Genomic DNA, 14383 nt, shown 5'->3' with positions numbered 1-14383 from the left:
GGTCCCCGCAACAGGGTCCGCGAAAGTCCCCGCGAGGGAGCCGGAAACGGTCCCCGCGACGGAGCCGGAAGCCGGGCCGGCGGGCAGGCCCGGCACCGTGACGTACTGGCTCTCCCATGCCTGGCTCGGCACCCATGTCGAACCGGGTGTCGTCCTGGAGGTGGCCGACGGGCTGATCGCCGGGGTGCGGACCGGGGCCGACTCCCCGCCGCCCGGCGCAACCGTGCTGCGCGGCCTCACCCTGCCCGGTCTCGCCAACACCCACTCGCACGCCTTCCACCGCGCCCTGCGCTCCACCGTCCAGGTCGGCTCGGGCACCTTCTGGACCTGGCGCGACACCATGTACCAGGTCGCGTCCCGGCTCACCCCCGACACGTACTACGAACTGGCCCGTGCGGTGTACGCCGAGATGGCGCTGGCCGGCATCACCGCGGTGGGCGAATTCCACTATCTGCACCACGCGCCAGGCGGCACCCCGTACAGCGACCCGAACGCGATGGGCGCGGCCCTGATCGCGGCCGCACGCGAGGCGGGCATCCGGATCACCCTGCTGGACACCGCCTACCTCGCCGCCGGGTTCGGCCGCAGGCCCTCCCAGTACCTGAAGCCCGACCACCACCAGCTGCGGTTCTCCGACACCACCGCCGACGCCTGGGCCGAGCGCGCCTCCCTCCTCAAGGGCGACGAGCACGTCCTGATCGGCGCCGCCGTCCACTCCGTGCGCGCCGTGCCCGCGGCCCAGCTCGCCACCGTCGCGCAGTGGGCGCAGGAGAGGCGGGCGCCGCTCCATGTCCACCTCTCCGAGCAGACCGCGGAGAACGACGCCTGCCTCGCCACCCACGGCTGCACCCCCACCCGGCTCCTCGCCGACCACGGGGTGCTCGGCCCGCGCACCACCGGCGTCCACAACACCCATCTCACCGGGGAGGACATCGCGCTGATCGGCTCCACGGCCACCGGAACCTGCATGTGCCCGACCACCGAACGCGATCTCGCCGACGGCATCGGCCCCGCCGTCGCCCTCCAGCGCGCCGGCTCCCCGCTGTCGCTCGGCAGCGACAGCCACGCCGTGATCGACCTCTTCGAGGAGGCCCGCGCGATGGAGCTCAACGAGCGCCTGCGCACCCGGGCCCGCGGCCACTGGACCGCGTCCGCGCTGCTGCGTGCCGCCTCCGTGGACGGCCATGCCGCGCTCGGCCGGCCCGACGCGGGCATCCTCGAACCGGGCGCGCCCGCCGACCTCGCGACCATCGCCCTGGACTCCGTCAGAACAGCGGGGCCGGTCCCCAGACTGGCTGCCGAAGCAGCCGTATTCGCCGCCTCCGCGGCCGATGTGCGCCATACGGTGGTCGCCGGACGGCACATCGTGCGCGACGGACATCACACGCTGGTCCCCGACGTCCCCGCGGCACTCGCCAAGGCCATCGCGGCCCTGCACCGCTGAGCGCTCCCGGGGAGCCGCCCGCCCCCGCGCCCCCGCCGAAGCCGACACGCAAGGAGAGCAGTCCCCCGATGACGACGACCGCCATCACCCACATCGCCGCACTGGTCACCAACGACCCCTCCCTCGGTGACGATTCCCCCCTCGGACTGATCCAGGACGCGGCCGTCGTCATCGAGGGCGACCGGGTCGTCTGGACCGGTGAATCCAGCAAAGCACCCGCCACTGACAACGCCGTGGACGCGGCCGGCCGGGCCGTGATCCCGGGCTTCGTCGACTCCCACTCGCACCTCCTCTTCGCGGGCGACCGCACCCAGGAGTTCAACGCCCGGATGTCCGGCCGGGCCTACACCGCGGGCGGCATCCGCACCACCGTCGCCGCCACCCGCGCCGCCACCGACGAGGAGCTCGACGCCAACGTCGCCCGCTACCTCGCCGAGGCGCTGCGCCAGGGCACCACGACCTTCGAGACCAAGTCCGGCTACGGCCTCACCGTCGAGGACGAGGCCCGCGCCCTGCGCATCGCCGCCCGGCACACCGACGAGGTCACCTTCCTGGGCGCCCACATCGTCTCCCCGGACTACGCGGACGACCCGGCCGGCTACGTCGACCTGGTCACCGGTCCGATGCTCGACGCCTGTGCCCCGTACGCCCGTTGGATCGACGTCTTCTGCGAGAAGGGCGCCTTCGACGGCGACCAGGCGCGTGCCGTCCTCACCGCGGGCCGCGCCAAGGGCCTGCACCCCCGCGTCCACGCCAACCAGCTCGGCCACGGCCCCGGCGTCCAGCTCGCCGTGGAACTCGACGCGGCGTCCGCCGACCACTGCACCCACCTCACCGACGCCGACATCGACGCCCTGGCCCAGTCCGCCACCGTCGCCACGCTGCTCCCCGGCGCGGAGTTCTCCACCCGCGCCGCCTGGCCCGACGCCCGCCGCATCCTCGACGCGGGCGCCACCGTGGCGCTCTCCACGGACTGCAACCCGGGTTCCTCGTTCACCTCGTCCATGCCGTTCTGCGTCGCACTCGCCGTGCGCGACATGGGCATGACCCCGGACGAGGCCCTCTGGTCCGCCACCGCGGGCGGCGCCGCGGCGCTGCGGCGCACCGACATCGGGCGCATCGCTCCCGGGGCACGCGCGGACCTGGTCGTCCTCGACGCACCCAGCCATGTCCACCTCGCCTACCGGCCCGGCGTCCCGCTGGTGCACGAGGTCTGGCGGGGCGGCGAGCGCACCGGCGCCCGGCGGCAGGGCTGACTCACGTCGGCAACGCGGAAGGACCTGCCCCTTGTCGGGGCAGGTCCTTGTGTCCGGCAGTCCTCGCGAGATGTCCGGCAGTCCTCGCGAACGCGCTGCGAGGTGCCCGCTCATTCCTCCAGTGTCAGGCCCTTGCGGAGCTTGACCAGGGTGCGGGAGAGCAGCCGCGAGACGTGCATCTGCGAGATACCGAGCTCCTCGCCGATCTCCGACTGCGTCATGTTGGCGACGAACCGGAGCGAGAGGATGGTCCGGTCGCGGCCGGGCAGCGAGGCGATCAGCGGCTTCAGGGACTCGACGTACTCGATGCCCTCCAGTCCGTGGTCCTCGTAGCCGATCCGGTCGGCCAGCGCGCCGTCGTTCTCGTCCTCCTCGGGCTTGGCGTCCAGCGAGCTCGCGGTGTACGCGTTGCTCGCGGCCATGCCTTCGACGACTTCTTCGTTGCTGATGCCCAGGCGGTCGGCGAGCTCGCCCACGGTGGGCGCGCGGTCCAGCTGCTGGGCGAGCTCGTCGCCCGCCTTGGCCAGGTCGAGCCGCAGCTCCTGCAGGCGGCGCGGCACGCGCACGGACCAGCTGGTGTCGCGGAAGAAGCGCTTGATCTCGCCGACGATGGTCGGCATCGCGAAGGTCGGGAACTCGACGCCGCGGCTGAGCTCGAACCGGTCGATCGCCTTGATCAGGCCGATGGTGCCGACCTGGATGATGTCTTCCATCGGTTCGCTGCGGGAGCGGAACCGGGAGGCGGCGAACTTGACCAGGGCCATGTTCAGCTCGACGAGCGTGTTGCGTACGTAGGAGTACTCGTGGGTGCCCTCTTCGAGGGATTCGAGCCGGGCGAAGAGCGTCTTGGAGAGCGCCCTGGCGTCCAGCGGCCCCATCTCGGAGGAGGGCGGGATCTCGGGAAGCTCCGCGAGATCGCCGGTGGTGCCTTCGGTGTCGCTGTGGTCACTGCTGGTGGTGCTGTCGCGCGTACCGTCCAGGACGGCCGCGGCAGGGGAGTCTGATTCGGTCAGTCCCTGAGGACATGCTGACGTCGCGTTGTGGGTACGCGGTTCGTCGAGCCGGGGTGACATGGTCTCCTCCATCGTTCTCGGCATATGGCTGCCGATGCCCATACGTGTTCCTGCGGTGAAGCGGCGCCTCCAAAGCCGGCCATGTTTTGGGTGTCCCCCTACCCTTACCCGGTCCTTGCTGGTCGTTACAAGCTCCAATTACCGCTATATGTCCGGTTTGTTGAGGTCTTCGGCTACCGCGTGGCGCACGGAACGCGTACTGTTTTAAGCACGTCAGCGACAGGTGCAACGCATCTGCACGCACAGTGATGCAGACAGTGACGATCGGTGAAGAGGGACGGGCATGGACCGCGGGACGGTCGGCAGCGCGAACCGGGGTCGGCTTCAGGTCGAGGCCCGGACCGTGGGCCGCAGTGAGGTTGTGACGCCGGTGGGCGAGCTCGATCACCACACGGCCGATCTGCTGCGTGAGCCCCTGGAGAGCGCGGTCGAGCAAGGGCGCGCGCGCCTGGTGGTGGACTGCTCGCGACTCGAATTCTGTGATTCCACCGGGCTGAACGTGCTGCTCGGTGCCCGCCTCAAGGCGGAGGCAGCCGGGGGAGGGGTCCATTTGGCCGGAATGCTGCCCGTGGTGGCGCGGGTGTTCGAGATCACCGGGGCCGAGGCGGTTTTCACCGTTCACGGCTCCCTCGTAGAGGCCCTGGACGACTGACCGTGGTGCGTTTCACCACCCCGGCGACCTGATGTGTCGCGCGCGTCACGCGATCCGCGTGGGCGAAGTGGGTGTTGTCACGATTCGGCAGGGCAGGAGACACCCCGGCGAGCCCTCGGCGAGCCGCACGCTCCGTATCCGTCCGGTGCCTGTATCGGCGTCCGTATCTGTATCTGTATCTGTTCAATGGCGACATGGCGACATGGCGAATCGGTGAGGTGAAGCGCTGATGAGCACCACCCGGCAGCATCCGCCGGGCGACCTCGGCCGCGAGCCGGAGGGCGCGGGCGTGGGTGCACGTACCGACGCGGGCACACGCGCGGACGCGGGCGCCGGCGCTTCCTCCGACGGGTCCGCCGAGCGGCAGTGGCGCACGCTGTCGCTGCGGCAGGTCAGCGGCATCGTGCCGACGGCCCGCGATTTCGCCCGCCAGGCGCTTTACGACTGGGGGTGGCTCCCCGCCTCGACCGCCGACCGCCGTGCGGCCGCCGAGGACGTCCTGCTGGTCGTCTCCGAGCTGGTCACCAACGCGTGCCTGCACGCGGAGGGCCCCGACGAGCTCCGTATCGCGTGCACGCCGAAGGCGCTGCGGGTCGAGGTCGTCGACGGCGGCGCGGGACAGCCCGCGCCGCGTACCCCGCACCGGGCCGGCCGGCCCGGCGGGCACGGCATGTTCATCGTGCAGCGGCTCTGCCTGGACTGGGGAGTCGTACGGGTGCCGGGCGCACCCGGCAAGACCGTCTGGGCGGAGCTGGCCGCCCCCGCATAGCCGCACGCGGGTTTCCCCGCCCGCCCAGGGGCCGTACCCCCCCCGGGCCCCACGCCCCTCGAAGAGCGCGCCGGATCGGCGCGCTCTTTGTCTTCCCTCCACAAGGCGCCGGGCGTACCTTGAGCGCCCAATCTGATGTGTCGTCAGTTATTTGGGCCGCGCGGAAGCGGCGCACGGCGACTCCCGGCATGAGGGGAATTCGAGGTGTCGTACCAGAAGCGAACAGCTCTCGCGCTGGCGTCCGGACTGGCGGGGGCGGTGGTGCTGATGGCCGCGCCCGCCGCTCACGCGACGGTCGTGGACGTCAACTACAAGTGCAAGACCCCGATCGGGGACAAGGCCGCCGTGTCGCCCATCGACATCAAGAGCGTCAAGAGCGGCAGCGGCTACAAGCTCACGATGTCCTTCCAGAAGGGCGTCTCCTCCAGCCCGGTCGAACTGGGCAAGGGCGCGATGAACCCCAGCGCGGTGATCAAGGTGGGCGGTGCGGACCCGGGCCGGCTCCAGGTGGCCGGACCGGCCAACTCCGCCGCGATTCCCGCCAACAGCCCCATCAAGATCAGTGATCTGTCGGGGACGTACACCCCGAAGAAGAGCGGGAAGGTCGACTTCACCGCCGGAGTGCTGACCATCAAGGCACTCGGTACGACGACGACCTGCACCCCGTCCAACAACCCCGGCCCCTCGCTCTCCCTCGACGTCAAGGCAGCGGGCGGCGGCGGGGGCGCGCAGAGCGCACCGGACACCGGCGGCTCGCTGCCGAAGACCGGCCCGCTCGACTCGGCGGTGGCGCTCGGCACGCTCGGCGGCACGGTGCTGCTGACCGGCGCGGCCGGGGTGCTGTGGCTGACCAGGCGCGGGCAGCGGGCCACGGGCTGACACCCCGCGAACCGCCGCCGCCGTCACGCACCAGGGAGCCGCCCATGCCGCCGTTGACCGGTCACGCCACCCGATCCGCCCTTGCCGTACCGCTGCTCGCCGCCCTGTGGTGGGCCGTCGCCATGACCGCGTCGGCCGGTGCCACCGAGCATCCGGCCGCCCCGGCGTGGACGGCGCGGCCCGCGGCGAACGGCGCCGGCCGGGACGGCGGCAGACCGTACTTCTACCTGGAGGGCCTGCCCGGCAGCGTCCTCCAGGACCGCCTCTCGGTCACCAACCCGGGGCCGGAGCCGGTGACCGTACGGCTGCGCGGCGCCGACGCGTACAACACCGCGAAGGGCGGCTTCGCGGTACGCGGCGCGCGGGGCTCCACCGGTACCGGGGCCTGGCTGCGGACAGCCACCACCGAGGTGACCGTGCCCGGCCGGACCCGTGCGGAGGTGCCCGTCTCCGTCACCGTGCCCCAGGACGCGCTGCCCGGTGACCACCCGGGCGCGATCGTCGCCGAGAGCGGCGGCCGCTCGGTGGGCGTCCGGGTCCAGCTGCGGGTCGGCGGGCCGACGCTGGCCGCGCTCACGGTCGAGGACGTCACGGTGTCCGGGCGGACCATCCACTACACGCTGGTCAACCGGGGCAACGCGGTCCTCGCGCCCCGTCTCGCCGTCAGCGCCGACGGGGTCTTCGGCAGCCTGCTGCGACGCGACGCCCGCACCTTGCCCGTCGAGCTGCTGCCCGGACAGCGGGTACGGCTCACCGAACCGTGGCGGGACACCCCCGCCCTGGACTCCGCCACCGTCCGGCTGCGCGTCACGGCGGCCGGCGGCGCGCACGGCGAGGCCATCGCCTCGGCGCTCTTCGTCCCGTGGGTGCCGGTGACCGGGGGCGCGCTGCTGCTGGCCGCGGCCGCCGCGGGCACGTACGTCCACCGGCGCCGGCGAGGAGCACGGCGGAACAGGCACGACGACGGGCCCGTCCCGTCCCCTGACCATCAACGGCATTCCGACGAGAGGCACTTGGTGAAGGCGGGAGCGGAATCGTGACTGGATGGACCGGACCGGCGGCACTCCGGAGCGGCTGCCGCGGGCGGGCGGCCCCGCTGTTCGCCGCGCTGCTGGCCGCGATACTGCCCGCCCTGCTGCTGACCGCGACCGGGGCCCACGCCACCGGCCGCAGCGCGGCTGACCCGAAACCGGCGGTCACGCTCTCCGAGAAGCAGGCGGGCAAGGGCGGCGAGATCACCGTCAAGGGCAGCGGCTGGCGGGCGGACACCCTGCTGATGATGCTGGTCTGCGGGCAGTCCAGCCCCGCCCGCGGGGTGATCGGCGGCACCAACTCCTGCGCCAACGCGGACGGCCGCGCCGTCACCACCGACTCCAAGGGCGCGTTCGCCAAGAAGCTTCCGGTCGCGGAGCCGCCCGCGCCCTGCCCCTGCGTGGTGCACGTCGCCACGGTCACCGGGGACCAGGCCGTGGCCGACGCCGTGTTCGTCGTCGCCGGGCACCCCGTCGCCGCACTGCCCAAGCAGGACGGCGACGGAAAGCTCGCCGTCCTCGCCACCACCCGGCTGGAGGGCGACAGCGGGATCCTCACCTGGTTCGGCGCCCCGGCATCGCGCCGTCTCGTCCTCACCGTCGGCAATCTGGGCTCCGCCGCGGTCAAGGACCCGGTCTTCGAGGTCGGCACCGCACACGGCGTCTACGCCCCGCAGTGGGAGGACCGGCAGTGGCGCGGCACCATCGAGCCCGGCCGCAAGGCGCGGATCGAGCTGCCCGTCGAGCTGACGGCGGGCGCCCACGGCGACTACCAGGTCTCGCTGAAGTACGGCACGAAGGTGCTGGCCGAACAGCCCTGGGGGGTCGGCCGCCCCTGGGGCGTGACGTTCTTCTGGATCCTGCTCTGCCTCGTCGTGCCCGCCGCCGTGTTCCGTATCGGCATGGCGGTCGTCGACAAGGTGCGCCCGCGCTCCGCGCACGCGGCGGCCCGGTCGCGCCGCGGCCCCGGCCGGTTCGCCGATGTGACAGCCCGGTTGCCGAGGCTGCGGCGGGCACCCGCGCCGTCCGAGGGCACCGCGCCCGCGGCGGGCGCGAGCACCACCACGGCCGCGCTGCCGTGGTTCACCCCTGATTCCGCACCGTCAGAGCACAGACCGACGACGAAGGGACATTCGTGAGTACGCAACGCAGGACGGTCGCGGCGGGAGTCGCGATGATGATCGGCGGGGCGGGCATGCTGCTGGCCGCCGGCCCGGCCCAGGCCGCCGACATCTCGTACAAGACGGAGTGCATACCCCCGGCCATCTCCGGACTGCCGCCCGTCCAGGGCACCACCCAGGTGCAGCTGACCGCGCCCGCCGAGGCGAAGGTCGGGGACACCGTCGAGGTGGTGTGGAAGACGGTCAAGGGCGCCTCCGACAACCCCGACGTTCTCGATCTGGAGAAGGACACCGTCAAGCCGACCGGCACCATCAAGCTGGGCGGCGCCGCGACCGGCGACCTGAAGATGGACGGGCCGCGGGAGAACCCGGCGATCCCCAGGAAGAGTCCGATGATCATGTCGGACATGAAGGGCTCGCTGAAGCTGGAGAAGGCGGGTGATCTGACGCTGACGCCGGACGCGTACAACCTCAACGTCTCCAAGCCGATCTCCACGGACACCAAGTGCACCCCGAAGGAGACGGTCGCGCCGGGCGCGACGATCAAGGTCTCGGACGGCGGCGGAAGCACGGCCGGCGGTACGACCACCGGCGGTACCGACACCGGAGGGACGACCACCGGGGGCACGACGGACGGCGGTACGGACGCGGGCGGTACGACCGCGGGCGGCACCACGACCTCCGGCACCACGACCTCCGGCGGCTCGACCTCCGGCGGTACGACGGCCGGCGGTACGGACGCCGGCGGCTCCACCGCGGGCTCCGGCGGCAGCGGCGGCGCCACGGACTTCCCTGGCAAGGAAGTCGTCGTGAACTACACCTGTCAGTCGCCCGGCCCGTCGAACGGCATCGCCACCAAGGTGACGATCAACGCCAAGAAGAACGGCGGGAGTTACGCGCTCACGGTGAAGACCGCCAAGGGTGTGATGGACAGCCCTGCCGACCTGCCCGCGGGCGCGCTCAAACCGTCCATGCAGATCGTCATCGGCGGCGCCGACAAGGGCTCCGTCAAAGCCACCGGGCCGGCGAACCCCGAGCCCCTGGAGATAAACAAGCCGGTCAGCCTGACCGATATGACCGGCACGTACAAGCCGGGAGCCTCCGGCAAGTCCACGCTCACCCCCGGCAATCTGACGATCGACGTCACGCTGGGCACCTCGAAGATCAACATCCCGTGCACGGTCAAGGGCGCCGTGAAGGCGTCGCTCGAACTCGACACCACCGCGCAGGAAGGCGGTGCGTCCGGAGGTGACACCGCCGGTTCCGGCGGAGCGGCGGCGGCAGCCGGCGGCACGGCGTCCGGCGGCGGGCTCGCGGCCACCGGCGCCGAGGACAACGGCGCCCTGCGCGCACTCGGCCTGGTCGCCGGCACGGCGATCCTGCTGGGCGGCGCGGTGTTCACGTTCACCCCGTGGCGCAGGCTGAGGTCCGGCCAGTGAGCTGAGTCCCGCACGGCACGACGGAAGGGGCCTTCGCGCCGAACGGTGCGCAGGCCCCTTCCGGCAAGGAACTGCGAGGTCAGTTCACGTCGCCCATGAGCTTCGTGACCTTCCTGCGGTACATCCAGATGCCGAAGCCGGCGACGACCGCGAGTACCGCCTCGACCGCGACGGCGGCCGAGGTGTTCAGGTCGACGTCGAGCTGCGGGGACGTGAGCAGACCGGTCAGGGAGTCGCCCGCGGTGACCGCGAGGAACCAGACCCCCATCATCTGGGAGCTGTACTTCGCCGGGGCCATCTTCGTGGTGACCGACAGGCCGACCGGCGAGAGGCAGAGCTCCGCGACCGTCTGGATGAAGTAGATCGCCACCAGCCACATCGGGCTGACCCTGCCGCCGTTGGCCGCGGTGTCGATCAGCGGGATCATGAAGACGACGAACGAGATGCCGATCAGCGTGAGGCTGGAGGCGAACTTGACGGCGGTGCTCGGCTCCTTGCCGCGCTTGTTCAGCCACAGCCACGCCGAGGCGACCACGGGGGCCGCCGCCATGATGAAGACCGGGTTCAGCGACTGGTACCAGGACGTGGGGAAGTGGAACCCGAACAGGCTGTTCGTGGTCGAGTTCTCACCGAAGATCGACAGGGTCGAGCCGTTCTGGTCGTAGATCATCCAGAAGACGGCGGCGACCACGAAGAACCAGATGTAGCCCGAGAGCTTGGACTGCTCGGTCTCCGTCAGCTCCTTGTCGCGCTTCATCCGGACCAGGACCGCGACCGGGATGACCAGACCGGCGATGGTGATCGGCAGCAGCGCCCAGTCGGCGAAGTTGCCGGTGACGGCGAGCAGACCGTAGAAGACCGTCGCCACGATCAGCCAGACCAGGCCCTTGCGCAGGACGGAGCTCTTCTCCCGCGCCGTCGCCGGAGTGGCGACGACATCGCTCTCCCGGCTCAGATGGCGCGAGCCGAGCAGGAACTGGGTGAGGCCCAGCGCCATGCCGACCGCGGCGAGCGCGAAGCCGAAGTGCCAGTTGACCTTCTCGCCGATGGTCCCGATGGACAGCGGGGCGAGGAAGGCACCGAGGTTGATCCCGATGTAGAAGAGCGTGAAGCCGCCGTCTCGTCGCGGGTCCTTCGGACCGTTGTAGAGGTGGCCGACCATCGTGGAGATGTTCGCCTTGAGCAGGCCGGAGCCGATCGCGACGAGGGCCAGACCCACGAAGAACGTCGCCGGGTTGGGCACAGCAAGCGTGATGTGGCCGAGGATGACGACACCGCCACCGATGGCGACCGTCTTGCGCGGCCCCCAGAAGCGGTCGGCCATCCAGCCGCCGGGCATGGCGAGCAGGTAGACCATCGCCATGTAGACGGAATAGATCGCCGTCGCCGTGGTGGCACTCATGTGCATGCCGCCGGGGGCGATCAGGTACAGCGGGAGCAGTGCCTTCATGCCGTAGAAGCTGTAGCGCTCCCACATCTCGGTCATGAAGAGCGTGGCCAGGCCGCGGGGGTGGCCGAGGAACGTCTTCTCTACGCCAGGGGGACTGGAGGGGTCCTTCGTCAGGCTGGACGCCATGGTCGATCCTTGCTTGCTCGGGACGCGGCGCCTCGTGCGGCGGTACGCGCCCGGTGGGGGGAGGCCGGCACCGACGCGGGTACGCCCACCACGTCGGGATCCACGCCCGGCGCCTTCATTGGCGTTCCGGGCCCGGCCCACAGGTCATTCACTGAATACTTCCGGACTGGCGGGTACCAGCCCTGCACGCAAAAAGGACCCTTGGCGCTAATAGCTGCCCAAAGGTCTTCGAGTGGTGCAACAGGCGTCGAGACACCATACGACACGATAGAACCGGATATGAAAGGACTTGAGACATGAATCACAGGTCAGGGTGCGATCAGGCTCCCACATTCGAAGGTCCGGTCGTGAACGGGACGCAGACCCGCAGGGCTTTTGGATCACCTCACTCCTTGTCCGCTCCGCGGACTACCATCACTCCATGACCCGTGTACTGCTCGCCGAGGACGACGCATCCATCTCGGAGCCATTGGCCCGCGCCCTGCGTCGGGAGGGTTACGAGGTCGAGGTCCGCGAAGACGGTCCGACCGCTCTCGACGCCGGCCTCCAGGGCGGCATCGACCTGGTCGTACTCGACCTGGGGCTGCCCGGGATGGACGGCCTCGAAGTGGCCCGCAGGCTCCGCGCCGAGGGCCACACCGTGCCGGTCCTGGTGCTGACCGCCCGCGCCGACGAGGTCGACACGGTCGTCGGCCTCGACGCCGGCGCCGACGACTACGTCACCAAGCCCTTCCGGCTGGCGGAACTCCTGGCCCGGGTCCGGGCGCTGCTGCGCCGCGGGGCCACCGAGCCCGCCCCGCAGCCCGCCACCCACGGGGTCAGGATCGACGTCGAGTCGCACCGGGCCTGGATGGGCGAGGAGGAACTCCAGCTCACCGCCAAGGAATTCGACCTGCTGCGGGTCCTGGTCCGCGACGCGGGCCGGGTCGTCACCCGCGACCAGCTGATGCGCGAGGTCTGGGACACCACCTGGTGGTCGTCCACCAAGACGCTCGACATGCACATCTCCTGGCTCCGCAAGAAGCTCGGGGACGACGCCGCCAATCCGCGCTACATCGCCACCGTCCGGGGCGTCGGCTTCCGCTTCGAGAAGAGCTGACGTACAGAAGCACTCATGCGCCGACGACTGATCAACTCCACCCTCGCCGTGGTGCTCGTGGTGATCGCCGTCTTCGGCGTCTCCCTCGTCCTCGTCGAGGCCCGCACCATCAGCAGCAGTGCCCAGGAGAGCGTGGACTCCGAGGCGCTGCGGGTGATCAGCGTCATCGAGAGCCGGCTCCTGGGCTCCGAGCGGATCAACCCCGACGTGCTGGCCGAACAGGTCGACGACAAGCGCTACGCCCTGGTGAAGATGCCCGGCCGCGCCCCCATCGAAGTGGGCGAGCGCCCCAGCGGCAGCGTGATCACCGCCACCCAGGTGGGCGAGCACGGCGAGAAGGTCACCATCGAGGAGTCCAGCTCCGCCGTCACCCGCGAGCTCGGCCGCACCCTGATGATCATCGGCGCGGTGGCGCTGCTGGCCATCGTCTCCGCCGTGCTCCTCGCCGTACGCCAGGCCAACAGGCTGGCCTCGCCGCTCACCGACCTCGCCGAGACCGCGGAACGCCTGGGCTCCGGCGACCCGCGCCCGCGCCACAAGCGGTACGGGGTGCCGGAGCTGGACCGGGTCGCAGATGTCCTGGACTCCTCCGCCGAACGGATCGCCCGGATGCTGACCGCGGAGCGCCGGCTCGCCGCCGACGCCTCCCACCAGCTCCGTACGCCGCTGACCGCGCTCTCCATGCGGATCGAGGAGATCTCCGTCACCGACGACCCGGAGACGGTGAAGGAGGAGGCGAACATCGCCCTCACCCAGGTCGAGCGGCTCACGGACGTGGTGCAGCGGCTGCTGACCAACGCCCGCGACCCGCGGACGGGCTCGGCCGTCGTCTTCGACCTCGACGAGGTCGTCAAGCAGCAGATCGAGGAGTGGCGCCCGGCCTACCGGGGCGAGGGCCGTGCGGTGGTCCGCTCCGGTAAACAGGGGCTGCGAGCCGTCGGCACGCCGGGCGCGGTCGCTCAGGTGCTGGCCGCGCTGATCGAGAACTCGCTGATGCACGGCGGCGGCACGGTGGCCCTGCGCACCCGGGTCACCGGCAACCAGGCGGTCATCGAGGTGACGGACGAGGGCCCCGGAGTCCCCGCCGACCTGGGGGCCCGGATCTTCGAGCGGACCATCAGCGGCCGCAACTCCACGGGCATCGGCCTCGCGGTCGCCAGGGACCTGGCGGAGGCGGACGGCGGCCGCCTGGAACTGCTCCAGCAGCAGCCCCCGGTCTTCGCCCTGTTCCTCAGCCGGGTGGCCCTGAACAGAAAAGAACCGGAACGCCCGGTGAGGTGAGACCGGGCCCTGCTCAGGCCCGGCCCGTCACCACCATCAAGCCCGTCCGTCACGATCAAGTCCGGTCCGGCACAATCAAGCCCGTCCGGCGATTGAGGACAAGGCGTCCGCCCGGACGCCCCCGGGCCATCGATCCGATCCGCCCGCTACCCCCGCGCCGCATCCGCCTCGACCCGCGCGGCGGGCAACGGCACAGGCGCCGAACCGGAAGCCGCCGGAGCAACCGAGGACGGACCCGCCGGCGCCGGCACGGCCCCCGCCTCCGCCGCCTCGCTCAGCACGTCCCCTTTGTCAGGCAGCGCCTTGAACACCCAGCTCCGGTACGACCAGAAGCGGAACAACGTCGCGACACCGATTCCGACGATCTTGAAGACATTGCTCTGGACCGGGCTGTTCCAGCCGAACCCGTACGTCGCCACGTACAGCACCCCGGTCTCGATGACCGCCCCCACCGCGCTGAACAGCAGGAACAGCGTCAGCTCCCGGGTCCGGCCGCTCTTGTCGCGGTCCCGGTACGTCCAGTAGCGGAAGCCCACGTAGTTGCAGAGGATGGCGACGAACGTGGCCAGCAGGCCCGCCCGGACCGTCGGGATGTCCGTGTAGCGCCACAGCAGGTTGGATACCGCGATATTGACGACCAGACCGACCGCACCGACCACGCCGAACTTGGCGATCTCCCGGGCCAGCACATCCAGCCGGGCCCGCAGTGCGCCCCGTTCGCTCATGGTGGTTGCTCAGCCCGTCTGTCGGTTCGTCCGTCGGT

At 71.1% G+C, this 14383-nt stretch carries 13 protein-coding genes; 10 read left to right on the top strand and 3 right to left on the bottom strand.

Annotated features, from left to right (window positions below; translation table 11 throughout):
* Positions 1–97: 97 nt before the first annotated feature.
* Both AB0I52_RS27800 and hutI read left to right on the top strand, forming a co-directional pair.
* Entirely contained in the window at positions 98–1444 is a 1347-nt protein-coding gene (locus AB0I52_RS27800) for a formimidoylglutamate deiminase (RefSeq protein WP_363077107.1), read from the top strand.
* A 68-nt stretch (positions 1445–1512) separates the two neighbouring features.
* Positions 1513–2700 carry an imidazolonepropionase gene (gene hutI / locus AB0I52_RS27795; protein ID WP_363077105.1) on the top strand — a complete coding sequence of 396 codons (1188 nt, stop codon included), beginning with the start codon at positions 1513–1515 and terminating at the stop codon, positions 2698–2700.
* A gap of 110 nt (positions 2701–2810) precedes the next feature.
* Here the strand turns inward: hutI and AB0I52_RS27790 are convergent, their stop codons facing one another.
* Positions 2811–3773: an RNA polymerase sigma factor SigF gene (locus tag AB0I52_RS27790; protein ID WP_363077177.1), complete on the bottom strand. Its 963-nt coding sequence runs from the start codon at positions 3771–3773 to the stop codon at positions 2811–2813.
* 283 nt (positions 3774–4056) lie between these two features.
* On the opposite strand from AB0I52_RS27790, the gene AB0I52_RS27785 reads away from it, so the two are divergent.
* From AB0I52_RS27785 to AB0I52_RS27760, 6 genes are all read left to right on the top strand, one after another.
* Positions 4057–4425, top strand: a complete 369-nt coding sequence (locus AB0I52_RS27785; protein WP_363077103.1) for an STAS domain-containing protein — start codon at positions 4057–4059, stop codon at positions 4423–4425.
* 229 nt (positions 4426–4654) lie between these two features.
* Positions 4655–5194, top strand: a complete 540-nt coding sequence (locus AB0I52_RS27780; RefSeq protein ID WP_363077101.1) for an ATP-binding protein — start codon at positions 4655–4657, stop codon at positions 5192–5194.
* A 204-nt stretch (positions 5195–5398) separates the two neighbouring features.
* Positions 5399–6073 (top strand): peptidase, encoded by a 675-nt coding sequence (locus AB0I52_RS27775; protein ID WP_363077099.1) that lies wholly within the window; start codon positions 5399–5401, stop codon positions 6071–6073.
* A 44-nt stretch (positions 6074–6117) separates the two neighbouring features.
* A complete protein-coding gene (locus AB0I52_RS27770; RefSeq protein ID WP_363077097.1) occupies positions 6118–7113 on the top strand; it encodes a hypothetical protein in 996 nt (331 codons plus the stop codon).
* A 92-nt stretch (positions 7114–7205) separates the two neighbouring features.
* Positions 7206–8243 (top strand): hypothetical protein, encoded by a 1038-nt coding sequence (locus AB0I52_RS27765; protein ID WP_363077175.1) that lies wholly within the window; start codon positions 7206–7208, stop codon positions 8241–8243.
* 38 nt (positions 8244–8281) lie between these two features.
* Positions 8282–9664, top strand: a complete 1383-nt coding sequence (locus AB0I52_RS27760; protein WP_363077173.1) for a hypothetical protein — start codon at positions 8282–8284, stop codon at positions 9662–9664.
* A gap of 79 nt (positions 9665–9743) precedes the next feature.
* On the opposite strand, the gene AB0I52_RS27755 is transcribed toward AB0I52_RS27760, so the two are convergent.
* Entirely contained in the window at positions 9744–11240 is a 1497-nt protein-coding gene (locus tag AB0I52_RS27755) for an oligopeptide:H+ symporter (RefSeq protein WP_363077095.1), read from the bottom strand.
* A gap of 421 nt (positions 11241–11661) precedes the next feature.
* On the opposite strand from AB0I52_RS27755, the gene AB0I52_RS27750 reads away from it, so the two are divergent.
* Both AB0I52_RS27750 and AB0I52_RS27745 read left to right on the top strand, forming a co-directional pair.
* Positions 11662–12339, top strand: a complete 678-nt coding sequence (locus AB0I52_RS27750; protein ID WP_018104033.1) for a response regulator transcription factor — start codon at positions 11662–11664, stop codon at positions 12337–12339.
* A gap of 15 nt (positions 12340–12354) precedes the next feature.
* A complete protein-coding gene (locus tag AB0I52_RS27745; RefSeq protein WP_363077092.1) occupies positions 12355–13620 on the top strand; it encodes an ATP-binding protein in 1266 nt (421 codons plus the stop codon).
* Positions 13621–13766: 146 nt separating this feature from the next.
* On the opposite strand, the gene AB0I52_RS27740 is transcribed toward AB0I52_RS27745, so the two are convergent.
* Positions 13767–14345, bottom strand: a complete 579-nt coding sequence (locus AB0I52_RS27740) for a GtrA family protein (RefSeq protein WP_363077090.1) — start codon at positions 14343–14345, stop codon at positions 13767–13769.
* Positions 14346–14383 lie beyond the last annotated feature (38 nt).

Origin of the sequence: Streptomyces sp. NPDC050423 (assembly GCF_040655445.1) — a bacterium.
Classification (GTDB): Bacteria; Actinomycetota; Actinomycetes; order Streptomycetales; family Streptomycetaceae; genus Streptomyces.
Note: the sequence above shows the minus strand (reverse complement) of the source record. Positions and strands in the feature narration are given on the sequence as shown.